27 protein-coding genes are annotated in these 25,051 nt (G+C 72.5%); 15 read left to right on the plus strand and 12 right to left on the minus strand.

Features of this window, described 5'->3' with window-relative positions; genetic code table 11:
* Window positions 1-45: 45 nt before the first annotated feature.
* From RIC31_RS06820 to RIC31_RS06830, 3 genes are all read right to left on the minus strand, one after another.
* Entirely contained in the window at window positions 46-1,125 is a 1,080-nt protein-coding gene (locus RIC31_RS06820; RefSeq protein ID WP_350104597.1) for a hypothetical protein, read from the minus strand.
* A 165-nt stretch (window positions 1,126-1,290) separates the two neighbouring features.
* The gene (locus RIC31_RS06825) at window positions 1,291-1,791 is read right to left on the minus strand and encodes a MarR family winged helix-turn-helix transcriptional regulator (RefSeq protein ID WP_350104599.1); all 501 of its coding nucleotides are present in this window, start codon (window positions 1,789-1,791) and stop codon (window positions 1,291-1,293) included.
* Window positions 1,754-2,251 (minus strand): flavin reductase family protein, encoded by a 498-nt coding sequence (locus tag RIC31_RS06830; protein ID WP_350104601.1) that lies wholly within the window; start codon window positions 2,249-2,251, stop codon window positions 1,754-1,756. Before RIC31_RS06830 ends, RIC31_RS06825 begins: the two co-directional genes overlap by 38 nt.
* 124 nt (window positions 2,252-2,375) lie before the next feature.
* Between RIC31_RS06830 and RIC31_RS06835 the strand changes: the two genes are divergently transcribed.
* The 10 genes from RIC31_RS06835 to RIC31_RS06880 all read left to right on the plus strand — a co-directional run bounded on the left by RIC31_RS06835 (window position 2,376) and on the right by RIC31_RS06880 (window position 13,355).
* Window positions 2,376-3,422 (plus strand): 2,5-dihydroxypyridine 5,6-dioxygenase NicX family protein, encoded by a 1,047-nt coding sequence (locus tag RIC31_RS06835; RefSeq protein ID WP_350104604.1) that lies wholly within the window; start codon window positions 2,376-2,378, stop codon window positions 3,420-3,422.
* Complete coding sequence (locus RIC31_RS06840) at window positions 3,419-4,195, plus strand: alpha/beta fold hydrolase (protein ID WP_350104606.1); 777 nt, start codon at window positions 3,419-3,421, stop codon at window positions 4,193-4,195. The genes RIC31_RS06835 and RIC31_RS06840 overlap by 4 nt, the downstream gene beginning before the upstream one ends.
* Window positions 4,196-4,351: 156 nt before the next feature.
* Window positions 4,352-5,644 (plus strand): acyl-CoA dehydrogenase family protein, encoded by a 1,293-nt coding sequence (locus RIC31_RS06845; RefSeq protein ID WP_350104607.1) that lies wholly within the window; start codon window positions 4,352-4,354, stop codon window positions 5,642-5,644.
* The gene (locus tag RIC31_RS06850) at window positions 5,644-7,167 is read left to right on the plus strand and encodes an AMP-binding protein (protein WP_350104608.1); all 1,524 of its coding nucleotides are present in this window, start codon (window positions 5,644-5,646) and stop codon (window positions 7,165-7,167) included. Before RIC31_RS06845 ends, RIC31_RS06850 begins: the two co-directional genes overlap by 1 nt.
* Before the next feature lie 31 nt (window positions 7,168-7,198).
* Window positions 7,199-8,230: a TRAP transporter substrate-binding protein gene (locus RIC31_RS06855; RefSeq protein ID WP_350104609.1), complete on the plus strand. Its 1,032-nt coding sequence runs from the start codon at window positions 7,199-7,201 to the stop codon at window positions 8,228-8,230.
* Window positions 8,227-8,739, plus strand: a complete 513-nt coding sequence (locus tag RIC31_RS06860) for a TRAP transporter small permease (RefSeq protein ID WP_350104610.1) — start codon at window positions 8,227-8,229, stop codon at window positions 8,737-8,739. The genes RIC31_RS06855 and RIC31_RS06860 overlap by 4 nt, the downstream gene beginning before the upstream one ends.
* Before the next feature lie 187 nt (window positions 8,740-8,926).
* Complete coding sequence (locus RIC31_RS06865) at window positions 8,927-10,216, plus strand: TRAP transporter large permease (RefSeq protein WP_350104611.1); 1,290 nt, start codon at window positions 8,927-8,929, stop codon at window positions 10,214-10,216.
* An 88-nt stretch (window positions 10,217-10,304) separates the two neighbouring features.
* Entirely contained in the window at window positions 10,305-12,020 is a 1,716-nt protein-coding gene (locus tag RIC31_RS06870) for a multicopper oxidase family protein (RefSeq protein ID WP_350104612.1), read from the plus strand.
* Window positions 12,021-12,043: 23 nt separating this feature from the next.
* On the plus strand, window positions 12,044-12,835 hold the full coding sequence (locus RIC31_RS06875; RefSeq protein WP_350104613.1) for a hypothetical protein: 792 nt from the start codon (window positions 12,044-12,046) through the stop codon (window positions 12,833-12,835).
* A gap of 160 nt (window positions 12,836-12,995) precedes the next feature.
* Window positions 12,996-13,355, plus strand: a complete 360-nt coding sequence (locus tag RIC31_RS06880; RefSeq protein WP_350104614.1) for a hypothetical protein — start codon at window positions 12,996-12,998, stop codon at window positions 13,353-13,355.
* Here RIC31_RS06880 and RIC31_RS06885 read toward each other — a convergent pair.
* Window positions 13,352-13,984, minus strand: coding sequence for a LysE family translocator (locus RIC31_RS06885; RefSeq protein ID WP_350104615.1), 633 nt, complete (start codon window positions 13,982-13,984; stop codon window positions 13,352-13,354). The two genes, RIC31_RS06880 and RIC31_RS06885, sit on opposite strands and share 4 nt — an antisense overlap.
* 11 nt (window positions 13,985-13,995) lie before the next feature.
* The gene (locus RIC31_RS06890) at window positions 13,996-14,889 is read right to left on the minus strand and encodes a DMT family transporter (protein WP_350104616.1); all 894 of its coding nucleotides are present in this window, start codon (window positions 14,887-14,889) and stop codon (window positions 13,996-13,998) included.
* Window positions 14,890-14,987: 98 nt separating this feature from the next.
* On the opposite strand from RIC31_RS06890, the gene RIC31_RS06895 reads away from it, so the two are divergent.
* Complete coding sequence (locus RIC31_RS06895; RefSeq protein WP_350104617.1) at window positions 14,988-16,400, plus strand: aminotransferase-like domain-containing protein; 1,413 nt, start codon at window positions 14,988-14,990, stop codon at window positions 16,398-16,400.
* Window positions 16,401-16,553: 153 nt separating this feature from the next.
* Here the strand turns inward: RIC31_RS06895 and RIC31_RS06900 are convergent, their stop codons facing one another.
* Together RIC31_RS06900 and RIC31_RS06905 are read right to left on the minus strand one after the other, a co-directional pair.
* Window positions 16,554-17,729, minus strand: a complete 1,176-nt coding sequence (locus tag RIC31_RS06900) for a M20 aminoacylase family protein (RefSeq protein ID WP_350104618.1) — start codon at window positions 17,727-17,729, stop codon at window positions 16,554-16,556.
* Complete coding sequence (locus RIC31_RS06905) at window positions 17,726-18,874, minus strand: diaminopropionate ammonia-lyase (protein WP_350104619.1); 1,149 nt, start codon at window positions 18,872-18,874, stop codon at window positions 17,726-17,728. The genes RIC31_RS06900 and RIC31_RS06905 overlap by 4 nt, the downstream gene beginning before the upstream one ends.
* Before the next feature lie 242 nt (window positions 18,875-19,116).
* On the opposite strand from RIC31_RS06905, the gene RIC31_RS06910 reads away from it, so the two are divergent.
* The 3 genes from RIC31_RS06910 to RIC31_RS06920 all read left to right on the plus strand — a co-directional run bounded on the left by RIC31_RS06910 (window position 19,117) and on the right by RIC31_RS06920 (window position 20,413).
* A complete protein-coding gene (locus tag RIC31_RS06910) occupies window positions 19,117-19,383 on the plus strand; it encodes a DUF2798 domain-containing protein (protein ID WP_350104620.1) in 267 nt (88 codons plus the stop codon).
* Between the two features lie 48 nt (window positions 19,384-19,431).
* On the plus strand, window positions 19,432-19,941 hold the full coding sequence (locus tag RIC31_RS06915; protein WP_350104621.1) for a GNAT family N-acetyltransferase: 510 nt from the start codon (window positions 19,432-19,434) through the stop codon (window positions 19,939-19,941).
* Window positions 19,942-20,071: 130 nt separating this feature from the next.
* Window positions 20,072-20,413 carry a c-type cytochrome gene (locus tag RIC31_RS06920; protein ID WP_350104622.1) on the plus strand — a complete coding sequence of 114 codons (342 nt, stop codon included), beginning with the start codon at window positions 20,072-20,074 and terminating at the stop codon, window positions 20,411-20,413.
* 30 nt (window positions 20,414-20,443) lie between these two features.
* Here the strand turns inward: RIC31_RS06920 and RIC31_RS06925 are convergent, their stop codons facing one another.
* Together RIC31_RS06925 and RIC31_RS06930 are read right to left on the minus strand one after the other, a co-directional pair.
* Window positions 20,444-20,689: a ParB N-terminal domain-containing protein gene (locus RIC31_RS06925; protein WP_350104623.1), complete on the minus strand. Its 246-nt coding sequence runs from the start codon at window positions 20,687-20,689 to the stop codon at window positions 20,444-20,446.
* A gap of 112 nt (window positions 20,690-20,801) precedes the next feature.
* Window positions 20,802-22,175 carry an OmpP1/FadL family transporter gene (locus RIC31_RS06930; RefSeq protein WP_350104624.1) on the minus strand — a complete coding sequence of 458 codons (1,374 nt, stop codon included), beginning with the start codon at window positions 22,173-22,175 and terminating at the stop codon, window positions 20,802-20,804.
* 204 nt (window positions 22,176-22,379) lie between these two features.
* On the opposite strand from RIC31_RS06930, the gene RIC31_RS06935 reads away from it, so the two are divergent.
* Window positions 22,380-22,844, plus strand: coding sequence for an Lrp/AsnC family transcriptional regulator (locus RIC31_RS06935; RefSeq protein ID WP_350104625.1), 465 nt, complete (start codon window positions 22,380-22,382; stop codon window positions 22,842-22,844).
* Window positions 22,845-22,847: 3 nt separating this feature from the next.
* On the opposite strand, the gene RIC31_RS06940 is transcribed toward RIC31_RS06935, so the two are convergent.
* The 3 genes from RIC31_RS06940 to bufB are packed head-to-tail and all read right to left on the minus strand — an operon-like array spanning window position 22,848 to window position 25,046.
* Window positions 22,848-23,357: a DoxX family protein gene (locus tag RIC31_RS06940; protein ID WP_350104626.1), complete on the minus strand. Its 510-nt coding sequence runs from the start codon at window positions 23,355-23,357 to the stop codon at window positions 22,848-22,850.
* Window positions 23,354-24,154, minus strand: coding sequence for an HvfC/BufC family peptide modification chaperone (locus RIC31_RS06945; protein WP_350104627.1), 801 nt, complete (start codon window positions 24,152-24,154; stop codon window positions 23,354-23,356). The genes RIC31_RS06940 and RIC31_RS06945 overlap by 4 nt, the downstream gene beginning before the upstream one ends.
* Window positions 24,147-25,046: an MNIO family bufferin maturase gene (gene bufB / locus RIC31_RS06950; RefSeq protein WP_350104628.1), complete on the minus strand. Its 900-nt coding sequence runs from the start codon at window positions 25,044-25,046 to the stop codon at window positions 24,147-24,149. The genes RIC31_RS06945 and bufB overlap by 8 nt, the downstream gene beginning before the upstream one ends.
* Window positions 25,047-25,051 lie beyond the last annotated feature (5 nt).

A 25,051-nucleotide genomic window follows, 5' to 3' on the forward strand; every position in this document is an offset into this window, starting at 1 on the left:
CCTGATCCCGGTGACATTCCGGCAACTGCCCGGAAAAGCGGGATACTAGGCCCGTCCGGCCATCCGCACGGTGACCGCGAAGTCCGGTTCGCCCGGGGTCTCGTCCTTCGGGCCTGTGAACAGGCGCTCGGCATCCTTCAGGGTCGACATGATGTTGCGGCCGACCGGGCCGCCGTCGTCATCGATACGGTGGCGCAGCGCCGCCGAGACCCCGTCGAGATGGGCCCGCAGGAAGCCCACCAGCCGCGGGCCGAGGCCGTGCCGCCCGGCGCTGTAGCGCGCCAGCGACCCGGTGATCGCCGCCAGCAGCAGCAGGCCGCGCTGCGACGACAGCTCGTAGGACTGCACCGCCTGCCGGTTCAGCCTGGTCAGGGCGCCCGGCGCCAGGGTGGCCTGCAACTGCCGCCAGGTCTCGCCCATGGCGCCGGCCTGGCGGACCAGCGCGCCGAGGCCCTCGCGCTTCTTGACGGCGATATGCGCGAAGGCCGGGTTGACCGTGGCGCGGGTCAACCCGTTGCGCAGGCGCAGGGCGGCGGAGTTGCCGCTGCTGCCGGCCGGGAACCGTTTGAAGCGGAACGCCGTGGTCTCCGGCGCGATATCGTAGAGCCGGGCGGTCGAGGCGATCGACTGCTCGGTCGGGGCTGTGCTGCGGCGTTCGCCGGGCGGCCGCTCGCCGGCGCGCCGGCGCTCCGGCCCGACATAGGCGCCGCCGACCAGGAAGTCGGCACGGTCGAGCGGCCAGCGCTGCACCGCCGCCGCGATCGCCGGCAGGCTGAACGGCCGGCTGAGGGTGAAGACGCAGCCGGCCTGGGTGGCCCGCCGGACGTCGACCTCGGTCACCTCGGTGCCGATCAAGGCGATCGCCAGCCCGGGATACGGGCTCGCGGGGTCGCGGCGCAGATGGTTGAACAGCATCGGCGCAGGCCCCGGCGCGATCTCGCGGTCGACCAGGACCAGGGCGAACGGGTGGCCGGGATCGTCCAACCGCTCCCTGGCCTCGTCCGAGGACTGCACCCACTCCACGGAATCCTCCGGCAGCCAGTGCACGCCCTCGCGGATGCGGAACAGGTCGTCACGCTGGCCACTGGCGACCAGGATGCGCTCCTCCGGTCGTATCAGGTTCATCGGTTCTCCCCCGTTGCGAGTCAGGCAACGGAGTCCGGGTAGCAAGCGGCGTGCCGGACCGGGCTTAACCAATGAGAGTCCTGAGTCGCCGGCGATCGCGCATCGGGCGGCGTTCAACTGCCGGGCGAGCCCGGCACCGGATGTGCGGCGCCGGGACGATTCTGCCTAGCAATCGCTGCCGGCGCTTGCGATCAGGCGTTGCAGGGCGTCGACCAGAATCCGGCTCTCGCCCAGGCCCATGGCCCGGACCAGCCGGTCCTGGTGCGCCTTCGCGTCGTCGATCAGCTCGTCGACCAGCATCTCGCCGGCCGGGGTCAGGCGCACGAACACCCGGCGCCGGTCGCCGGCGTCGGTGATGCGAACCACCAGCCCCCGCGCCTGCAACCGGTCGACGGTCTTGGTGATGGTCGGCTGGTTGGCCAGGCAGCGCGCCGCCAGTTCGCCGACGGTGACGCCGGCAGTGCCCCTCAGGACCGCCAGGATACGCCATACCGGGACCGGCACGCCGCGCGCCTTCAGGCGGTCGTGGAACTCGGCGCTGGCGATGCCGGAGGCACGGGCCAGGAGATACAGCAGATAGCCGTCGACGAACCGTGCCGGCCGGCCGTCGTCGCCGGCTGCCGCCGGGTCAGCCCCGGGCGGCCGGGGTGCCGTAGCGTCCCGCATGATAGATCAGCGGCTCCCTGTCGGCGTGGCGGAAACGGGCGACCCGGCCGAGGAAGATGACGTGGTCGCCGCCCTCGATGCTGCTGTCGGTGGCGCATTCGAAGCTGGCGACAGTGCCCGGCAGCACCGGCACGCCGGCGGTCCCGGCCTCCCAGTCGACCCCGGCGAAGCGGTCGCCGGCCGGCCGCGCGAAGCGGTCCGACAGCGCCCGCTGGTCGGCCGCCAGCACGTTGACGGCGAAGTGGCCGGCCTCCAGGAAGACGGGCAGGTTCAGCGAGCGGCGCGCCAGGCTCCACAGCACCATCGGCGGGTCGAGCGAGACCGAGTTGAACGAGTTGGCGGTCAGGCCGACCGGCCGCCCGGCGCCGTCCAGGGTCGTGACGATCGTCACCCCGGTGGCGAACCGGCCGAGGGCATCGCGAAAACCCCGGCTATCCGACGGATCGGCAGCGGTAGCCATGCGCCCCACCAATCGTTCAGACATCAAAATATGCCATTTCATGAAATACCAGCCGTTGCTAGGCTTCGCCAGATCTTTCGGCGGCCGGACGAAGCGGGCGGTCGCCAACAACAGGGATACGCCCATGCTCGCCGACCGGATCGAGGCCAAGTGGATCGACGCCTTCGCCCGGGTCTTCGCGCTCTGCAAGGTAACCGAGGGCGAAACCGTCGCCCTGCTGTCCGAGACCCAGTCGCGCGTCCTGAACGTCCGGCTCGCCGAGCTGGCGCTGCAGCGGCTCGGAGCCCGGCCGTTCCACGTGGTGGTCCCGACCCCGCCGCAGGACGCACCGGTGCCGGTACGATCGACCGGCGCCTCGGCCGCGCTCGGCGGGCAGGCGGCGGCGATCCAGGCGCTGAGAGCCTCCGGCCTGGTCGTCGACCTGACGGTCGAGGGCCTGCTGCACGCCCCTGAACTGCCCCAGGTGCTGGCCGACGGTGCCCGCCTGCTGATGGTCTCCAACGAGCATCCCGACGCGCTCGAGCGGCTGGTCCCGGCCGCCGGCGACGACCGCCCGGTGAAGGACGCGGTCAGGCGGGTGCGCGGGGCCGCCGCCATGACCGTGACCTCGGCGGCCGGCACCGACCTGACGGTCGACCTGCGCGAGGCCTCGACCGTCGGGGTCTGGGGCTGGTGCGACCGGCCGCGCACGGTGGCGCACTGGCCGGCCGGGCTGGTGGTCAGCTTCCCGCGCGCCGGATCGGTGAACGGCCGGCTGGTGCTGGACGCCGGCGACGCCAACCTGACCTTCAAGCGCTACCTGGACAGCGCGGTGACCCTGACCCTGGTCGACGACTACGTCACCGCGATCGACGGCACCGGCACCGACGCCGAGCTGATGCGCCGCTACTTCGCGGCCTGGGGCGACCGCGAGGCCTACGCCACCAGCCATGTCGGCTTCGGGATGAACGCCCGCGCCCGCTACGAGGCGCTGGCGATGTATGACCGGCGCGACACCAACGGCACCGAGCTGCGGGCCTACGCCGGCAACTTCCTGTACTCGACCGGGGCCAACGAATTCGCCGGCCGCTTCACCAAGGGCCATTTCGACCTGCCGGTGCGCGGCTGCACGATCGCCCTGGACGGCGTCCCCGTGGTGGTCGACGGCGAGCTGGCGGAGGACCTGCGATGACCGTCACCTATCTTCGGCAAGGCCGCGCCGGCCGACGGACCGTCGTGCTGCTGCACGGCATCGGCGGCGGCGGCGAGACCTTCGCGCCGCAGCTCGAGGCCCTGGCGGACGGCTTCGACGTGGTCGCCTGGAACATGCCCGGCTACGGCGGCAGCCGGCTGGACGGCGAGATGACCTTCGCCGGCCTGGCCGAGGCGCTGGAGGGCCTGCTCGACCGCCTGAAGGCCGAGCGGGCCGATCTGGTCGGCCACTCGATCGGCGGAATGGTCGCGCAGGAATTCGTCGCCACCCGCCCGGCGCGGGTCCGCTCGCTGGTGCTGTCCGGCACCACCGCCGCCTTCGGCAGCAAGGACGGCAGCTTCCAGGAGAAGTTCGTGCGCGACCGCCTGGCGCCGCTGGACGCCGGCCAGACCATGGCCGACCTCGCCAAGGTCGCGGCCGACCGGCTGGTCGGCCCGGACGCCGATCCGTTCGCCGGGCCGGCGATCCAGGCGGCGATGGCCGCGGTCCCGGCCGACACCTACCGGGCCGCCATCCGCTGCCTCGCGACCTTCGACCGGTTCGCGGACATGGCCGGGATCGCCACGCCCACCCTGCTGGTCGCCGGCGAGGTCGACCGGAACGCCCCGGCCCGGACCATGGAGAGCATGAGCCGCAAGATCGCCGGCGCCCGCTACGCCTGCCTGGCCGCAACCGGCCACATGGCGCCGCTCGAGCAGCCGGCGGCGTTCAACGCGCTGGTCCGGGAGTTCCTGGAACAGGTGCCGGGATGATCGGGCGCTGCGGCGGCGGGTGGGTTCCGGGCCGCGCTTCGCTTGCCCGGAATGACGAGGGGGAAATTGGGAACCGGGAAGCTCCCCCCCCCTTCCGTCATTCCGGACGGCTCCTCCCCAGAGGGGCCGATCCGGAACCCATGGAGCGACGGGCATATGACGCAGACGGAGGCCATCATGGACATCCTCGACCTCTCCGCCGTCCAGGCCGACCCACCGATCTTCGATCCGGCGGCGTTCCGGCTGACCGACCGCGAGGCCGAGCTCGGGCTGCTCGCCCGTCGGATCGGCAAGGGGCTGTTCGCCGGCCGCGCCGCCGAGATCGACCGCGACGCCCGGTTCCCGACCGAGAACTACCGCGACATGCACGCCGCCGGGCTGCTGGGGATCTGCGTGCCGGAGGCCGAAGGCGGCCGCGGTGCCGACTTCCGGGCCTACATGCTGACCGCCGCCGAGATTGGCCGCTACTGCGGCGCGACCGCGCTGACCTGGAACATGCATGTCTGCTCGTGCCTGTGGACCGGACCGCTGTCCGACGACCTGGAGATGACGGCGGATGACCGCGCCACCCATGTCGAGCGGCGGTCGGTGCACTATCGCCGGATCCTCGACGACGGCGCGATCTACGCCCAGCCGTTCTCCGAGGGCGGGGCGGCGGCCGCCGGGGTGGTGCCGTTCTCGACCAGCGCCAGGCGGGCCGACGGCGGCTGGGTGGTCAACGGCAAGAAGATCTTCGCCTCGCTGTCCGGCCACGCCGACTACTACGGGGTGCTGTGCGGCGAGATTCGCGAGGGCGAGCGGCCGTCGCGCCGCGACACCATGTACATCGCGGTGCCGGCCACCGCCGACGGCGTGAAGGTGGTCGGCGACTGGGACCCGCTCGGCATGCGCGGCACGGTCTCGCGCACGCTGCTGCTGGAGGACGTGTTCGTCCCGGACGACGCCCAGCTGATGCCGCGCGGCGTCTACTACCAGGCCGCCACGCGCTGGCCGCACATGTTCATGACCCTGTCGCCGACCTACATGGGGATCGCCCAGGCCGCCTACGACTTCACGGTCGCCTATCTGCGCGGCGAGGTGCCGGGCCTGCCGCCGGTGAAGCGCCGCATGTTCCCGACCAAGCAACTCGGCGTCGCCCAGATGCGGCTGATGCTCGAGCAGACCAAGGCGCTGTGGTTCCAGGCGGTCACCGAGGCGCGGCCGGACCCCAGCAAGGAGCAGGTGCTGCGCGCCTACATGGCGCAGTACACGGTGATGGAAAACGCCAACGAGATCTGCCAGCTGGCGATCCGGACCTGCGGCGGCCAGTCGATGCTGAAGTCGCTGCCGCTGGAGCGGCTGTACCGCGACAGCCGCTGCGGCTCGCTGATGCTGCCCTGGACCGCCGAGATCTGCCTGGACCGGGTCGGCCGCGAGGCGCTGTACGAGCCCGGCGAGCGGGACGACTGATGCCCTCGATCGCCGCCTGGATCGACCGCCACGCCGCCGAGCGTCCGGATGCGCCGGCCGTGCGGTTCGGCGACGCGACCCTGGACTATGCCCGGATGGCCGCGCTGATCGACGGCACCGCCGGATGGCTGCGCGCGACCCACGGGATCGGCCGCGGCGACCGGGTGGCCTGGCTCGGCACCAACCATCCCGACATGCTGGTGCTGCTGTTCGCGGTCGCCCGCCTGGGGGCGGTGCTGGTGCCGCTCAACTGGCGGCTGGCGGTGCCCGAGCTGCGCTACGTCATGCTCGACTGCGGCCCCAAGCTGCTGGTCGCGCAGCCGGCCTTCGCCGAAAGCGCGGCGGCGCTGCCGCACGACCCTGCGGCCTGCGCCGTCCACCTGGCCGACCCGGCCGCCGGCGGCCTGGCGGCGGTCGCCGGCGCAGCCACCGTCGAAGACACCGGCGGCGACGCCGACCCGCTGCTGGTCGTCTACACCTCCGGCACCACCGGCCGGCCGAAGGGCGCGGTGCTGACGCAGGGCGCGGTCGCCGCCAACGCCGCCAACGCCCGGGCCATGCACGCGATGACCGCCGGCGACCGCGTGCTGACGGTGCTGCCGATGTTCCATGTCGGCGGGCTGAATATCCAGACCACGCCGGTGCTGCAGGCCGGCGGCACGGTCACCCTGCACGAGCGCTTCGACCCCGGCGCGACCCTCGCGGCCATCGAGACCCTGCGGCCGAGCCTGACGGTGCTGGTGCCGGCCACCCTGAAGGCGATGATCGAGCATCCGCGCTGGGCCGCGACCGACCTGTCGTCGCTGCGGGCGGTGGCCACAGGCTCCTCCGACGTGCCGGTCGAGCTGATGGTTGCGTTCCGCGACCGCGGCGTCCCGGTGATCCAGGTCTACGGCGCCACCGAGACCGCGCCGGTCGCGGTGTTCCAGACCGTCGGCGACCCCGACGGCGAGCTCGGCTCGATCGGTCGGCCGGCGCCGGGCTGCTCGATCCGGCTGGTCGACGAAGACGGCGCCGAGGTGCCGGACGGCACGGTCGGCGAGATCCAGGTGAAGGGCGCCAACGTCGCGGCCGGCTACTGGGACGACGACGCGGCGACCGCCGCCGCGTTCCATGACGGCTGGTTCCGCACCGGCGACCTGGCGCTGCGCGACCGCAACGGCGCCTATTGGTTCCGCGACCGCCTCAAGAACGTGATCATCTCCGGCGGCGAGAACATCTACCCGGCCGAGCTGGAGCGCGTGCTGCGGACCCTGGACGGGGTGGCCGAGGCCGCCGTGGTCGGGCGGGCCGACCCGCGCTGGGGCGAGGTGCCGGTGGCGGTGGTGGTGCCGGCGCCGGGGGCGGCGCGCGACCGGGCGGCGGTGCTGGCCGGCTTCCGGGACCGGCTGGCGCGCTTCAAGCACCCGAAGGATGTTGTGTTCGTCGAGGAGTTGCCGCGCAATGCGCTCGGCAAGGTCAGGGTCGATCTGGTCAAGGCCCTGGCGAGCGGCCGACCGGGCACGCAGCAGGGAACCCGGTAGGGCTTCACCACAGGACAGAGGGGATCACGTCATGAGTCGCTTGTTTGCCGGTGTTCTCGGCGCCGGCCTCGGTATCGCCGTCTCGCTCGGCCTCGCGGCCGGCGCCCAGGCAGAAACCACCCTGAAGGTCTCCAACTGGCTGCCGCCGTCGCACCCGATCGTGCGCGACATCCTGAAGCCCTGGGGCGAACAGGTCGAAGCCGCGACCAAGGGCAGCGTGAAGGTCGAGATCATGGCGGCACCGATCGGCAAGCCGCCGGCCCAGTTCGACCTGATCAGGAGCGGTGCGGCCGACGTCGGCTACGGCGTTCACGGCTACACCCCCGGCCGCTTCAAGCTGACCCCGGTGGCCGAGCTGCCGTTCCTGTCCGACACTGCCGAGGCGCTGTCGGTCGCCTACTGGAAACTGCACGCCTCGACCCTGGCGAAGGCGGGCGAGCACGACGGCGTCCACGTGCTGACGGTGTTCACCCACGGCCCGGGCATGATCTTCACCAGCAAGACGCCGGTGACGAAGATCGCCGACACCGAGGGGCTGAAGATGCGGATCGGCGGCGGCGTGGTCGCCGAGGTCGCCAAGCGGCTCGGCATGGTCGGCGTGCAGGCGCCATCGCCGCAGGTCTACGAGATCCTATCGAACGGGGTCGCCGACGGCATCCTGTTCCCGGCCGAGTCGGTGCCGTTCTTCAAGATCGACACCATCGTCAAGCACGGCACCTCGGTGCCCGGCGGGCTCTACAACACCTCGTTCTTCGTGGTCATGAACCAGGCGAGCTGGGACAAGCTGTCGGCCGCCGAGAAGGCCGCGGTCGACGGGGTCTCCGGCGAGGCGATGGCGCGGCTCGCGGGCAAGGCCTGGGATGCCGCCGATGCCGCCGGCATGAAGACCATGGCCGGCAAGGGTGTCGCCTTCGTGGCCGCCGACGATGCCTTCGCCGGCGCGCTGACCACCCGGATGGCCGGCATCGAGGACGGCTTCCTGGCCGCCGCCAGAGACGCCGGCATCGACGGCAAGGCGGCGATCGCCCAGCTCAAGGCCGACGTCGCCGCGGCGACCAAGTGACCGACGGCGACGGCGGGCATCCGGGTTACCCGGGACGCCCGCCGCATCCCCTGGCCCGGGCCGGCGGGCTGGCGGCCGATGCGCTCAAGCTGGTCGCGGCGGTGCTGCTGTTCGCGATGATGCTGGTCACCTTCGTCGACGTGGTCGGGCGCTACTTCTTCGGGCGCTCGCTGAACGGCGCCTACGAGCTCACCGAGGTGTTGCTCGGGCTGATCGTGTTCGCCGGCCTGCCGATCGTCACCCGGCGCGGCGAGCACGTGACCGTCGACCTGCTGACCACAAGGCTGCCGGCGCCGCCGCGCCGCGCCCTCGCCCGCCTCGCCGCGGCCGCGACCGCCCTGGTGCTGGCGGTGCTGGCCTGGCGGCTGGGGTCGACGGCCCGCGACCTGCTCGGCTACGGCGACGCCACGGTGTTCCTCGGCATTCCCCTCGGCCCGGTCGCCGGCGCCATGGCGGCGCTGGCGGCGGCCGGGGCCGTGGCGGCGGCGGCGAAGGTAGCGCGGCCGTGAGATCGATGGACGAGGCGCCCGTCGCGTCGTGGGTTCCGGATCGGCCACGCTCGCGCGCAGCCGTCCGGAATGACGACATGAGTGCGAGGGCCGCGAGCAGCACTCCCCCCTATCGTCATTCCGGACGCGCGCAGCGCGATCCGGAACCCACCCGCCGCCTCCACCCGCGACGCCGAGGCACCGGGTGATGGAGTCCTGGCTGCCCGGCCTCGCCGTCCTGCTCGTCATCATGCTCGCCGGCGTGCCGATCGCCATCGCGATGGCGCTGGTCGGCGGCGCCGGGCTGGTGCTGGTCCTCGGCTTCGACGGCGCGATGTTCATCGTCGGCCAGACCGCCTTCGACACCGGGCTGTCCTACTCGCTGTCGGTGGTGCCGCTGTTCATCCTGATGGGCAACCTGGTCAACCGGGCCGGGCTGTCGGACGAGCTGTACGCCGCCTGCAACGCCTGGCTCGGCCACAAGCCGGGCGGGCTGGCGCTGGCGACCGCGGTGGCCTGCGGCGGGCTGTCGGCGGTGTGCGGCTCGTCGCTGGCGACCGCCGCCACCATGGGCAAGGTGGCGCTGCCGCAGATGCGCCGCTACCGCTACGACGACGCGCTGGCGACCGGGGTGATCGCCGCCGGCGGCACGCTCGGCATCCTGATCCCGCCGAGCGTGATCCTGGTGCTGTACGGGGTCGCCACCCAGACCGACATCGGCAAGCTGTTCATCGCCGGCATCGTGCCCGGCATCCTCGGCATCCTCGGCTACATGGCGGCGGTGCGCGTGGTGTGCTGGCGACGCCCGGAGGCCGGCCCGCGCGGCGAGCGGCTGGGATACCGCGAACGGCTGCGCGCCTCGACCGGCGTCGCCGGCATCCTCGGCCTGTTCGTACTGGTGATCGGCGGCATCTATCTCGGGGTGTTCACCGCCACCGAGGCCGCCGGGATCGGTGCCACCGGCGCCCTGGCGATCGCGCTGGTCCGTCGCCGGCTGTCCTGGCGCGACCTGCTGGAGACCCTGTCGGAGACCGCCGCCACCACCACCATGATGTTCATGGTGCTGATCGGCGCGCTGATCTTCTCGAACTTCGTGAACGTCGCCGGCATGCCGGGCGCGCTGCAGGCCCTGGTGGAGGCGAGCGACCTGCCGCCGATGGCGATCCTGGGGATCGTGCTGCTGATCTACCTGGCGCTCGGCATGGTGCTGGAGAGCCTGTCGATGGTGCTGCTGACGGTGCCGATCCTGGCGCCGCTGATGGCCGGGCTCGGCTTCGACCTGATCTGGTTCGGGATTCTCGTGGTGGTGGTGACCGAGATCAGCCTGATCACCCCGCCGGTCGGCCTGAACGTGTTCGTGCTGAAGACCGTGCTGCCGGACGTGCCGATCGGGACGATCTTCCGGGGCATCGTGCCGTTCCTGGTCGCCGACCTGTTCCGGCTGGCGCTGATCGCGCTGTTTCCCGCGGTGGTGCTGTTCCTGCCGTCGCTGATGTGACGGATCCGACAGTGCGCGTCCCGCACTTTGACCCGGTCCCGTCCCCATCGTTACAATGGCGGCACGGATCGCAGCGGGGGCTGGGAACATGAAGCGTCGCGATTTTCTACTGACGGGCGCGGCCGCCTGGGTCGTCGCGCCGGCCGTCGCCCACGGCCACAGCGGCCACGACCACGGCAAGGCAGGCATGCCGGCCAAGCCGGAGTTGCTGGAGGGAAACCCCTTCGAGGACCTGTCCCCGCTCGCCAACGAATCGGTCGCGCCGGGACTGTTCGAGGCGCAGCTGCGCGCCGGTCCGGCGACCGTCCGCTACCTGCCCGGCGTCGAGACCCCGGTGCTGGCCTACAACGACCTGTGCCCCGGGCCGATGATCGAGGCCACAGAGGGCGACCGCGTCCGCATCGATTTCCGGAACGGCATCCCGGACCAGCCGTCGACGATCCACTGGCACGGCATGCAGGTCCCGGCCGACCAGGACGGCAATCCGCAGGACATCGTCGCCAGCGGCTCCGGCCGGTTCTACGAGTTCACCCTGCCCGAGGGCAGCGCCGGCTCCTACTGGTACCATCCGCATCCGCACGGCCTGACCGCCGAGCAGTTCTACCGCGGCCTCAACGGCGTGTTCCTGGTCAAGCCGAAGGTCGACCCGATCCCGGCGGCCTACGGCGACACCGTGCTGTTCATGACCGACCTGCGGCTGGCGGCCGACGGCACCATGCCGCCGTCGACGCCGGCCGACATGATGAACGGGCGGGTCGGCGACCATGTGCTGGTGAACGGGCAGAAGAACCCGCTGCTCGTGGTGTCGGCCGGCACCCGGCGGCGGTTCCGGCTGTACAACGCCATGAACGGCCGCTACCTGCGCCTGACCTTCGGCGACGCCGCGATGACCGTCATCGGCACCGATGGCGGCCTGCTCGAGGCGCCGGTCCCCGGGGTCTCGGAGGTGCTGCTGGTACCGGGCGAGCGGATGGAGGTGGTGGTCGCGTTCGACCAGCCGGGCACGGCGACCCTGCGGACCCTGCCCTACGACCGCGGCTGGATGGGCCCCGGGGTCCCCGACGACGGCGACATGGCCCTGCTGACGGTGGCGGTCACCGCAGCCACGGCGCCGGCCGAAATGCCCCCCCTTCCCGCGGTCCTGCGCAGCATTCCGGCGCTCGGCGCCCCGGTGGTGACCCGACGCTTCGAGTTCGGCGAGGTGATGCCGGGCCACATGCACCACGGCGCCGGCCACGGCATGGCCACGATGGCCGCCGGGGCGAAGCCCGTCGACGCAGCCGCGGGCGGGGCGGCGACCATGACGGGGATGGCCGGCCACGACCATGGTGCCATGATGGCCAAGAGCCCGGCCGCCGAGACGAAGGCGATGCCGGCCATGGGCGGTCACGACCACGCGGCGATGACCGAGGCCGGCAAGGGCATGGCGGCGACCGGCAACCCGCCGGATCCCGGCATGGGCATGGCCTTCCAGATCAACGGCAAGACCTTCGACATGCACCGGGTCGACATCCGCCCGAAGGTCGGCGACGTCGAGCTCTGGGAGATCGTGAACCCGACCGACATGGACCATCCGTTCCACGTCCACGGCACCCAGTTCCAGATCGTCGAGTTCGAGGACGCCGGTGGGGTGCGCAAGCCGCCCTACCGGGCCTGGAAGGATGTCGTCAACGTCCGGCCGGGCGAGACCGCCCGGTTCCTGATCCGCCAGGACATGCCCGGCCTGCGGCTCTACCACTGCCACATCCTCGAGCACGGCCAGCTCGGCATGATGGCCAACGCCGAGGTGGTGGCGGTCGGCTGAGCGCCCGTCCCAGGGGGGGGCCGATGCGACCCGAAGGAAACTCCCGGCCGGACTTGCCGGCGGTGGACGCCGGCCGGCCCGGCACCGATGGCGGCGCCGCCGAGAGCCGGCTGGTCGGCCGGGCCGCCCGCAACAACGCGCTCTGGTGCGATGCGGTCTGCACGGCGCATGGCGCGGCCGGCGAGTTTCACGATACGGTCTGGCTCAACCGGCGGGGTACCCCGCGACTCTACCCCGACCTGGTGACGTTGCAGGACGCGGCCGTCGATCAGATCGATACCGTGGCCGCCCTTCTCGACAGCCCGCGCCCGGGCGGATGGGCGGTGAAGGACAGCTTCGGCCGTCTCGACCTCGATGCCCTGGGCTTCGCCGCGCTGTTCGATGCCGAGTGGATCCATCTCGCGGGCGACTGCGGGGCTGCGCCGCCCGACGGAGGCCGATTCAGATGGCGAGCCGCGAAGGATGCGGCAGGCGTCGCCGGCTGGGAAAATGCCTGGGCCGGCCGACCGGAAGCCGCTTCGATCTTCGCCGGACGCCTGTCCCCGGATGCCGGCATCCGGTTCCTGCTGGCCGTCGAAGGCGACCGCCCGATCGGCGGCGGTATCCTCTATCGCGGCGCAGGGGTCGTCGGGCTCTCGAACGTGTTCGCCGAGGACGGCCGGCTGGACGGGATCTGGGCCGGTCTCGTCGCCGAGGCCCGGGCCGCGTTCCCTGGCCCGCCGCTGGTCGGCTACGAACACGGCGACCAATTGGGCGCCGCCCGGCGGGCCGGATTCGCGTCGATCGGCGGCCTGAGGGTCTGGTACCGCTCCTGACGCCGCAGCGCCGGCGATACGTCCGGAACCGCCGCGCCCGGGTCGGCCGGACTAGGTATATTCAACAGGCGGGCACAAAATCCTGTGATCGCTAACGCTCTCTTCACCAGAGATTGCTAGAACACCGTCAAGACGACCCTTCCTTGACGGAACAGCGATCATGGTCACCCGGAATCCGGCGGTTCGCGCCGGATGCTGCCACATCCATTCTTTTCCCTGCAGGGCCCTGGTGGTCGGCCTGCTCGTGCTGGCGTGCCTGCTGCCGGCCGTCGCCTCCGCGGCGAGGCAGCACTACGTCATCCACGCACCGATCCGACAGGTGCTGGAAGCCGCCGAGGATTCCCGTGCGCTCTGCCACCAGCCGGGCCCCGCGAACGATCACCTGGTCCTGTTCATGCCGGTGCCGACCCGGACGATCCCGGTCTACTGGCACCCTCGCGCCGACCGGTTCATCCAGTATCCGGGGACGACCGGATGCGTCATCTGGAAGCGCCGCAACGCCGCCGCGGGCGGCAGCTAACGCCGCGCGTCGGCCGCCATCCGCACCGCCAGTGCGGCCAGCACCGTACCCATCAGCCAGCGCTGCACGGCGAACCAGGCCGGCCGTCGCGCCAGGAAGCCGGCGATCGAGCCGGCGGCCAGCGCGATCGCCGCGTTCACGGTTACGCTGACCGCGATCTGCACCGACCCCAGCAGCAGCGACTGCACCAGCACGCTGCCCTTCGCCGGGTCGACGAACTGCGGCAGCAGGGACAGGTACAGCACTGCGATCTTCGGGTTCAGCAGGTTGGTCAGCAGCCCCATGAGGAACAGCCGGCCGAGCCCGTCGGGCGGCAGGACGCGGACCTGGAACGGCGACCGGCCGCCGGGCCGAACCGCCTGCCAGGCCAGGTACAGCAGGTAGCCGGCCCCGGCCAGCCGCAGCGCGTCGTAGGCATAGGGCACCGCCAGCACCAGTGCGGTGATTCCGAAGGCGGCGCACAGCATGTAGACCAAGAACCCGAGCGCCACGCCGCCGAGCGAGACCAGCCCGGCCGCCGGGCCCTGGCAGATCGAGCGCGAGATCAGGTAGATCATGTTCGGCCCCGGCGTCAGCACCATGCCGAGCGCGATCAGGGCGAAGGCGGCGACGGCCGCGAGGTCGATCATCGCGAAGGACCTCAGCCGGCGAAGCGTCTGGCGCCGGCGACGCACAGCACCACCGCGACGGCCGCCGCCAGCAGCGGCCAGCCGACCGTCTCGCCCAGCAGCAGGGCGGCCAGCGCGAAGCCCAGGAAGGGCTGCAGCAGCTGCAGCTGGCCGACCGCGGCGATGCCGCCCTGGGCCAGGCCGCGGTACCAGAACACGAAGCCGATCAGCATGCTGAACAGCGCCACGTAGCCGAGCGCCAGCCAGCCGGACGGGCCGACGCCGTCCCACGACTCCGGTCGGGTCAGCACCGCCGCCGGCAGCATGGCGGGGAGCGACAGCAGCAGCGCCCAGCTGATCACCTGCCAGCCGCCGAGCCGGCGCGACAGCCGGCCGCCTTCGGCATAGCCGAGGCCGCAGACCACCACCGCCAGCAGCATCAGTCCGTCGCCGACCAGCGAGGCGTCGCCGCCGCCGCGCAGGGCATAGCCGGCGACGATCGCCGAGCCGGCGAGCGAGAACGCCCAGAACGCCGGCCGCGGCCGCTCGCCGCCGCGGATCGCCCCGAAGACCGCGGTCGCGATCGGCAGCAGGCCGATGAACACGATGGCGTGCGCCGACGTCACATGCCCCAGCGCCAGCGCGGTCAGCAGCGGGAAGCCGACGACCACCCCGAGAGCGACGATGACCAGGGAGACCAGGTCGCCGCGGGTCGGACGTGGCGGCCGCAGTACCGCCAGCAGCAGGATCGCGACGATGCCGGCGATGGCGGCGCGGGCCAGGGTGAGGAACAGCGGGTCGAAGGCCGCCACCGCGATCTTGGTGGCCGGCAGCGAGCCCGCGAATATGGCGACGCCGGCGAGGCCGTTGGCCCAGGCGGCGGCCGCGCGCGCCGGCGGCGCGACAGTCATCGGAATGGCGTTCATGCCGGCGATCATGACCGGCGATGCGGCCGGGCGACAGGGACGCTATAGTACGGTCTGGCCAAACTGTACTGGTCCAAGGAGGAGTACGGATGCCGGCGATGCCTTCCGTGCCCGCGTCCGGCGGGACCCTGGTCGAGGCGGTGATGGCGGAGATCCGCCGGCGCATCGAGACCCGCTCCCTGGCACCGGGCGCGCGGGTCCCGTCGCTGCGCCGGCTGGCCGGGACGCTCGGCGTGTCGAAGTCGACCGTGGTCGAGGCCTATGACCGGCTGGCCGCCGAGGGCGCGATCACCGCCCGGCCGGGCTCCGGCTTCTACGTCACCCGGCGCACCCGGCCGCTGTCGCTGGCGACCGGCCCGCGCCGAGCCGACCCGACCATCGATCCGCTGTGGATCATGCGGCAGTCGCTGGATCCCGCGTCCCAGCGGCAAGGCGGGGTGGCCCGGCCGGGGTGCGGCTGGCTGCCGACCGACTGGCTGCCGGACGCGGCGCTGCGCCGGGCGATGCGGGCGCTGGCCCGCGACACCGGCGCCGACCTCGCGGAGTACGACAGCCCGCTCGGCTTCGCGCCGCTGCGCCGCCACCTCGCCGACCGCCTGGACGGCCGTGGCATCGAGGCCGGCCCGGACCGCATCCTGCTGACCGATTCCGGCACCCAGGCGATCGACCTGGTGTGCCGCTTCCTGCTGCAGCCGGGCGACACGGTGCTGCTCGACGACCCCTGCTACTTCAACTTCCAGGCCATCCTGCGGGCGCACCGGGCGACCGTGGTCGGCGTGCCCTACACCCCGGCCGGACCGGACCTGGAGGCCTTCGAGCGGGCCGCCGCCGAGCACCGGCCGCGGCTGTACGTGACCAACGCCACCCTGCACAACCCGACCGGCGCCTGCCTGCCGGCCGCCAGCGTGCACCGGCTGCTGAAGCTGGCCGAGGCCCACGACATGGTGATCGTCGAGGACGACATCTTCGCCGATTTCGAGACCGCGCCGGCGCCCCGGCTGGCCGCCTTCGACGGGCTGGAGCGCGTGGTCCATGTCGGCAGCTTCTCCAAGACCCTGTCGGCGGCGGTGCGCAGCGGCTTCGTCGCGGCGCGAGGCGACTGGATCGACGGCATGGCCGACCTCAAGCTGGCGGCGATGTTCGGCAACGGCGCGATGGCGGCGCAGCTTGTCCACCGCCTGCTGGTCGACGGCAGCTACCGCCGGCACATGGACGGGCTGCGCGGCCGGCTGGCCAGGGCGATGGGCGAGACCGCGCGGCGGCTGGAGTGCGCCGGGCTGACCCTGTGGACCGAACCGCGCGCCGGCATGTTCCTGTGGGCCCGGCTGCCCGACGGCCTGGACTCCGCCGAGGTCGCCCGCCGGGCGCTCGGGCACGGCGTCGTGCTGGCCCCCGGCAACGTGTTCAGCCCGTCCGGGTCGGCCGCAAGCTACCTGCGCTTCAACGCCGCGCAGAGCGGGTCGCCGCGGGTCTTCGAGGTGCTGAAGCGCGCGATGGAAGAGGCGGCCTGACGCCCGTCGCGCCGTGGGTTGCCGGATCAGTTCCGCCGTCGGCGGTTCTGTCCGGAATGACGGCAAAGAGTGGAACCGACGATCATCCCCCCTCTCGGTCGTCATTCCGGGCAAGCGCAGCGCGACCCGGCAACCCACGAAGCGGCGGGCATCTCACCGCGCCGGCAGCGCCGCCTCGACGAGGCCGACCCACCAGGCCGCCCCGGGCGCCAGGGCGTCGTCGTTGAAGTCGTAGTACTGGCCGTGCAGGCCGCGGCCGCGGCCGGCGTCGCCGCCGTTGCCGAGGAAGGCGAAGCAGCCTTCCCTGACCGCCAGCATGCGGGCGAAGTCCTCGGCCCCGCCGATCGGCCGGCAGTCCGGGTCGACGTTGCCGTCGCCCAGCACGTCGCGCGCCGTGCGCACCACCAGGTCGGTGGCCTCGGCGGTGTTGATGGTCGGCACGAAGGAGTTGCCGTACTCGACCTCGCAGGTGGCGCCATGGGCGGCGCAGACCCCGGCCGCGATCCGCCGCATCAGCGCCTCGACCCGCTGCTGGTGCGCCGGCAGGAAGGTGCGCACGTCGCCGCGGATCCAGGCGGTCGACGGGATCACGTTGCGGACCCCGTCGGTGGTGATCTCGGTGGCCGACACCACGACCGCGTCCGACGGCCCGAAGCCGCGCGCCACGATGGTCTGCAGCGCCATCACCACCTCGGCGGCGATCACGATGGGATCGATCGTGTTCTGCGGCGCCGAGGCGTGGCCGCCGGCGCCGTGGATGACGATCTCGAAATTGTCCTCGCTGGCCATGATCGGCCCGGTACGGACCGCGAGTTGGCCGACCGGCAGCCCCGGCATGTTGTGGATGCCGAACACCTGGTCGACGCCGAAGCGCTCGAAAAGCCCGTCGTCGATCATCGCCTGGGCGCCGCGGCCGTGCTCCTCGGCCGGCTGGAAGATGAATACCGCGGTGCCGTCGAAACGCCCGTCGGCTGCCAGATGCCCGGCGGCGCCGAGCAGCATGGCGGTGTGGCCGTCATGGCCGCAGGCATGCATCACCCCGTCGGTCGCGGACCGGTGGGCGAAGTCGTTCTTCTCGACGATCGGCAGGGCGTCGATGTCGGCGCGCAGGCCGACCGCCCGGTTCGACGCGCCGCGCCGCAGCACGCCGACCACCCCGGTGCCGCCGATGCCGGTGTGGACCTCCAGGCCGAAGGCGGCCAGCCGCTCGGCGATCAGCCGGCTGGTCCGGACCTCCTGGAAGCCGAGCTCCGGGTGCCGGTGGAAGTCGCGGCGCCACTCGGTCATCGCCGCCACCAGCTCGGACGGCAGGTCCTGCGGGCGGGTCATCGGGCCACCGTCCCCGCCACCTCGTCGGCGCCGCGGCCGACGATCTCGCGGTAGATCTCCGGGTCGGTCGCACCCTCGGTACCGATCAGCAGCACCCGGCTGCCGGCGTCTAGGCCGAGCGCCGCCCAGGTCTCGGACCGCTCCCGGGCGGCCAGGAGCAGGGCCAGCCCGGCAACCCCGGACTCGCCGGCGACCACCCGCGGGTCGCCGGACTCGCCGTCGGCCAGCAGCCGCATGGCCGGCGGCACCCAGGCGTCGTCGACCGCCGCGAAGTCGTCGGCGCCGGTGTCCAGGATCTCCCAGGCCAGCGGCGACGGGTCGCCGCAGGACAGCCCGGCCATCACCGTCTCCTCGGCGATCGGGATCTCGGTGCGGCCGCCGCGGCGCGCGCTCTCCAGCAGGCAGGCGGCAAGCGCCGGCTCGACCACCACGAAACGTGGCGCGTCGGCCCCCCAGGCCTCGCGCAGCTCGGCGCATATCGCCGCCGCTACGCCGCCGACGCCGCCCTGCACCAGCACATGGGTCGGGCGCTCGGCCCCCATCTGCGCGACCGCCTCGGCGGCGATCAGCGAGTAGCCGGCCATAACCGCCGTCGGAACCTCGCGATAACCCTCCCAGGCGGTGTCGGACACCACCTGCCAGCCGCGCTCGGCGGCGGCGCGGGCGCATTGCCGCACGCTGTCGTCGTAGTTGCCGGCGACCCGCACGATCTCCGCGCCGAGCGCACGCAGCGCCGCCTCGCGGCCGGGGCTGACCCCGGCATGCAGGTAGATGACCGCCCTGGCCCCGGCCTGCTTCGCACCCCAGGCGACCGAGCGGCCGTGGTTGCCGTCGGTGGCCGCCGCGAAGGTGACGTCGCCGCCGTGCTCGCGAACCAGCCGCTGCACGGCGTAGGCGCCGCCCAGCGCCTTGAAGCTGCCGAGCCCGAACCGCCCGCCCTCGTCCTTCCAGCGCACCGCCGCGACACCGAGCCGGCGCGCCAGGCCCGGCAGGTCGAGCAGCGGGGTCGGAGCGTAGCCGGGCCAGGCCCGGATGGCAGCCTGCGCCTCGGCGCGGGCCTCGTGGGTCAGCACACCGGGCCGCGGCGCCGAACGGTCGGCGCGCGGATTGGCGAAGATCTCGACGGCGGGACGGGAAGCGGTCATGACGGGCTCCGGCGGCTGGGTAGCGAACACCCTAGCAACGCCCGCCGCCGTCAGTCTGCGGAGAAGCTCCTTCGACCGCAAGATTTCGGCGATGATCGCCCGATGGCGCATGAATTCCCCAACTCGTTCGGACCGGCTTCACACTGAGGCATGACAGCCGTGCCGCGCGGCATCGATCTGGCCCGACGACGCCGGCCCCGGTGCCGACATATGCTGGCCCCGACCAGACGCCGGGGAGCCGCATGAGCACAGGACAGACCGGAACCGCCGCGGGCCGCCGCAAGCTGCCGGCCCGTTACGCCGTCATCGTCACCCCGCTGATCATCTCGGTGCTGATGTCGTGCGTGGTGGCCTGCATCTCGACGGTCCGCGGCTACGGCCTGGAGCCGGGCTTCCTGTCCATCTGGATGCAGTCCTGGGGCACCTCCTGGGTGATCGCCTTCCCGATCCTGATCTTCGTGCTGCCGGTGGTCCGGCGGATCGTCGGGAAGATCGTCGAGCAGCCCTGAAGCCACGGCCGCTGGTCAACCCTCGCGGCCCGGCCGTATCGTCGCGTCATGACCACGACGCTCGTCACCGACCGGCTCCGGCTGGAACCTTGCGGCATGGACCACCACGACGGCCTTTGCGTCGTGAACCGCGACCCGGAGGTCATGCGCTACATCGGCGGCAGGCCGCAGACCGCCGAAGAGACCCGTGCCTGGATCGGCCGGGCCGAGACCCGCTGGACCGACCTCGGCTATTCCTGGTGGGCGATCCGGCCGGCCGCCACCGGCGAGATCGTCGGCGCCTGCTGCCTGCAGCACATCGAGAACGATCCGGTCCAGGAACTGGAGATCGGCTGGCGGCTGCTGCCGGCGCACTGGGGCCGCGGCTACGCCACCGAGGCGGCCCGCGCGATGATCGGTTTCGGGTTCCAGGAACTGGGCGCGCCCCGGCTGTTCTCGATCGCCGATCCGCGCAACACCGCGTCGATCCGGGTCATGCAGCGGCTCGGCATGCGCAGCCTCGGCCTGCGGCAGCACTACGGCACCGACGCCGCGACCTACGTGCTCGACCGGCCATGAGCCGGCGCCGGCCCGGAACCCGCGACCGATAGCCAACGGGGAAACGAGCTCGTTCCCGCTTCGGGATTCGCCCGGGCGGATGCATGATCGGGGACGCTCTCGGACCCCGAGCCCCCATAGGAGGACGCGCATGCCGCGAAGCAGCAAGCCCCGGACGCCCCGTGGCCGGCAAGCCCTGGCCGCCCTCGGTCTCTGCGCCGCGCTGGCCGGGCCGGCGGCCGCGCAGCCGCTCGGGACGGCCGAGCGCGGCGGCGCCCTGGCCGAGCGCTGGTGCACCGAATGCCATGCGACCGGGACCTCGCCGCGGGCGTCCGATGCCGGACCGGCATTCCCGACGATCGCCCGCACACGGTCGGACGACTACGTTCGCGGATTCCTCGCCAACCCGCATGTGCGCGGGCAGATGCCGCCCTTCGACCTGTCGACGGCCCAGATCGAAGACCTGGTCGCCTACCTGCAGTCGCTTCGGTAGTCCCGGATCGCCGGCGCCGCCGGCCGCGCCTCAGTGCTTCCGGGCCTGTACCAGGACCCCGATCACGGTTTCCTCGCCGAGGGCGCGGCAGGCCTCCATGCGGTGCAGGCCCTCGACCAGCACGTAGCGCTTGCCGTCGTGGCGCACCAGGATCGGCGCCTTCTGGCCCTCCTCCATGATCGCGGCGGCAAGCTGCTCGACGGTCTCCGGATTCAGGGTCGCGCGCCGCTTGGTCGGCACGTAGATCTCCTCGATCGGGATCTTCTCGTCCTTCATGGTCGTCCCAGTCAGCCGGTTGGTTGCCGGATCACAGCTTCGGCCATGGCCGCCGAGATGTCACTCCGTTCCGGCCCCGACCGGGGTCGGCCCGGACCGCCGGCCGCCGGTCTCAGAACAGCAGCCGGGCCGATACCGCGACGATGTCCACCGAGCTCTCGTAGTTGCCGGTCAGGTTGCCGCGGAACGTGCTCCCGGTGTCGGACGTGCCGAGGTCGAGTTCGGCGTCGGCGACGAACAGGTGGGTGTAGGCGGCGGTGACCGACAGCCACGGTGTCGGCTGGTAGCTGGCACCGGCCGACAGCCAGTAACGGTCGCCGTCCGGGATCCGCGGCGTCCGGTTGCCGGTGTCGAGCGGCGCCTGGTCGTAGGCGACGCCGGCCCGGAAGGTCCACGGCGAGTCGGCCGGCCGGTAGGTGGCACCGAGCGAGGCGAACCAGGTGTCCTTCCAGCCCTCGCGGGTGACGCTGTCGCTCTGGGCGGCGTTGTCGAACTCGATCCGCAGTTCGTCGAACACGCTCCACTCGGTCCACTCCAGGCCGCCCATCACGGTCCACTCCGGCGACACCCGCTGCCGGACTCCGATCGACAGGGAGGCCGGGGTGGTGACGGCGGCGCTGGCGCCGGTATCGCGGAACGCGCCGGTCGCCGCCGCCAGGGCAGTGCCGACCCCGCTGCTGCCGAGGTCGAACGCGGCATCGCCCTTCAGGCCGTGCTCGACCCGCGAGCGGTAGGACAGGCCGATCCGCGTGCCGTCCACCGGCTCGGCGACCGCGCCCAGCGAGTATCCGTAGCCCCAGTCGTCGCCCTGGACCTCGGTGAATCCGTCCTGGCTGCGGCTGCCCGGCACCGCCGCGGAGATGCCGGCCGCCCGGCCGATGGTGCCGAAGTCGACGGCGTTGCTGAGCGTCGCGTCGATGTACTGCGCCTGGATGCCGGCTCCCAGCGACAGCCACGGGGTCGCCCGCCAGGCGACCTGCGGCGAGACGTTGATCGTCTTCACCTGCGAACCGACCGCCTGGTACCGGCCGACCCAGTCGCGGCTGTAGTCGGTCTCGAGGCCGAACGGCACATTGACCGACAGCCCGACCCGCCAGTCCTCCGACGCCTGCCACATGCCGTACAGCGCCGGTACCAGCACGGTCACCGCGGCGTTGTCATCGCTCGCGTTGCCGGCGATCGGCGTCCCCAGGACGGTGGATGCGGCGGCGCCGTCGAGTTCGACCCGCGGAGCGATGTAGCTCAGGTGGAGAGCCGCCCCGTCGCCGGTGAACTGCGTCATCGACGCCGGATTGAAGAACATCGCGCTCATGTCGTCGCCGCCTGCCGCGGCTCCCGCAAAGGCGTTGCCCTGTGCCGTCGCGCTCTGCTCGCGGAGCTGGTAGCCGGACGCCTGCGCCTCCAGCGCCGGGGCCCACGCACCGGCCATGGCGATCAGCAGTATCCGTCCCGACCGGCCGCGACGATCGGTGGCGCAAATGCCCATGCGTCCCTCCCGGTCGACCCGCGGGCTTCCGGTCCGTCGCGTCGCACGGCGGCCTGCGGTGTCCGACTCGCTTGCCGGGCCGGCGGACCGGCATCGACACCCTATGCTAGCGCTCCCGCGCCGATCGACCGAACGGAAACGACGGTCGACGCGGCCACCGGGGTCCGCGAAGATCGGTCGGTACCCGCACCACCCGGGAATCCAATGGACGACTTCGACCGCAAGCTGCTGGCCCTGGTGCAGGAGAATGCCCGGCTGACAGCCGACCAGCTCGGCGAGCGGATCGGGCTGTCGGCCTCGGCCTGCCACCGCCGACTGAAGCGGCTGCGCGAGACCGGGGTGATCGAGGCCGAGATCGCGGTGGTGTCGCCGGAAGCGGTCGGCCGGGCGCTGACCATGATCGTCGAGGTCTCGCTGGAGCGCGAGCACCCGCACATCGTCGACGCCTTCAAGCGCTCGATGCGGGCCACGCCCGAGGTCATGCAGTGCTACTACGTCACCGGCGACGCCGACTTCATCATCGTGCTGACCGCCCGCGACATGAAGAGCTACGAGCGCTTCACCCAGCGGTTCTTCTTCGACAACCCGCAGGTCCGCCGGTTCCGCACCTTCGTGGTGATGGACCGCACCAAGGTCGGGCTCGGCGTCCCGCTGGACGACGACGGGTAACGCTCAGCACCGCCACGGCCACAGCCCGGAGCGGGCGGCGAGGTGATCCAGCGAGAACCGGCCGCCGCCCCAGGCCACCAGCGCCAGCGCCATCGCCGCCCAAGGCAGGTGGAAGTTCGCCCAGCCGTCCGGAATGGTGAGCTGGATGATCGCGGTCATCGCCAGCAGGCCGAAGGCGGCGAACCGGGTGCCGAGGCCGAGCACCAGCAGCACCGGCAGCGCGATCTCGGCGACGCCGGAGAGAAACGCCATCAGGGCCGGCAGCGGGTAGTCGATGGTCGCCCCGAGAATGTGCAGCTTGAACTCCTCCTCGAACAGATACACGGCGCTGTCCGAGAGCTGCAGGAAGCCGTCCCACTTGGTCAGGCCGGACCGGTAGAACGGCACCGCCAGCGCGACCCGCAGCGCGATCTGCGCGACCGGCGGCGCCACCGCCAGCACGCATCCCGCAGCCCGGCACACGGTGACCACCATCGACGGAGCGGTCGCTTCGTCGTCGCCATGCTGGCTCATTCAAGTGCTCCCTGTTCATCGGTACCCGCGAGGCCCGCGACCGCCCCCGCCTCGACCAGCGCGACCAGCGCGCCGCCGGCCTCGAATCCATCGTCCTCCCGCAGCGCCAGCGCGCCGGCCTCGCCGACGCCGGCACCGGCCAGCAGCGCCGCCGCGAAGGCGCCGGCCGCCGGATCCAGCGCCCGGACCTGGACCGCGTCCGCCGGCCGCGTGACCAGCGCGGTCTCCGGCCGCCACGGGCCGGCGAACGCCGGGGCCATTCCGCCGCCCTGGTGGGCCGCCCAGATCGCGACCGCCGGATACCGGCTCGCCACCAGCCGCGCCGCCGGATGCGGCACCACCCGGACCGCCAGCAGATCGTCGCCGCCCCGGTCGGCCAGCCGACCCGCCAGGTCGGCGATGCCGATCGCCGGCGCATCGGCGGCGTGATAGGCCCGGCTGCGCGCCGCCTCGACCGCCGCCACCTCGCCCAGATAGGGCAGATCCGCCGCCGGCTCGAAGCCGGCGACGAAGCCCGGAAACGCCGCGCCGTATTCGAACAGCAGCGGCGAGTCCGGCCTGTGCCCGGCGGCGAACGCCCGCGCCATCGCCCGGAAGAAATCCTCGCCGACGATCCGCTCGGTCACCGGGAATCCGGCCCGCAGCGCGTCGATCGGCCCGGTCGCCAGGTTGTTGCGATACACCGCGAAGCGCCGCACGGGGTCGGCGCCCGGCCGCGCCGACAAGCCCGGCGGCGGTGGGTGGCCGGGATCGGCGAGCGCCGCCGCGAAGGCGGCCAGGGTCGCGCTTTCAGCCATGCCCGGCTCCGGCCCGCAGCGGCTGCCTCGCGCACGCCGCGAGCACCGCGTCGGCGGCCATCGCCTCGGCGTGCAGCACCGGCCAGTCCGGCACGTCGTTGTCCCACTCGACCAGCACCGGCAGCGGCCCGGCCAGCGCCAGGGCGTGGCTGAGCAGCGGCCAGACGTCCGGCCGCACCGCACTGCCATGGGCGTCGATCAGCAGCCGGCCGCCGTCGGCCTCGGGCTCCTCGTCGTAGCCCGCCAGGTGGATCTCGCCGGCATGGCCGATCGGGAAGGCATCGAGATAGCCGTGCGGGTCGTAGCCGAGATTGGCCGCCGAGACCGCCACGTTGTTGACGTCCAGCAGCAGCGCGCAGCCGGTGCCCTCGACCAGCCGGCCGAGGAATTCGGTCTCCGGGATCGTGCTCTCGTCGAACGCCAGGTAGCTCGACGGGTTCTCGACCAGGATCCGGCGCCCGAGCGCGTCCTGCACCTCGTCCACATGCCCGGCGACGCGGGCCAGGGTCGCCTCGGTCAGCGGCACCGGCAGCAGGTCGTTGAGGTATCCGCCGGCATGGGTCGACCAGGCCAGGTGCTCGGACACCAGCCCCGGGCGATAGCGCTCGACCACGGCGCGCAGCCGGGCGAGATGGGAGCGGTCGAGCGGACCGGCCCCGCCGATCGACAGGCCGACCCCGTGGACCGACAGCGGATAGCGCTCGCGCACGGCCTCCAGCAGCCGGTGCGGCGGCCCGCCGGCGCCCATGTAGTTCTCGGCATGGACCTCGAAGAAGCCGACATCGGGATGCGTGCCGAGGATGGCGGCGCCGTGCGCCGGCTTCAGCCCGACCCCGGCCCGCGCCGGGATTGCGCCCGGCACCGGCCGGCGCCGGGCCGGTTCCGTCGTCATCGCGC

This window comes from Thalassobaculum sp., assembly GCF_040219615.1.
Taxonomy (GTDB): domain Bacteria; phylum Pseudomonadota; class Alphaproteobacteria; order Thalassobaculales; family Thalassobaculaceae; genus Thalassobaculum_A.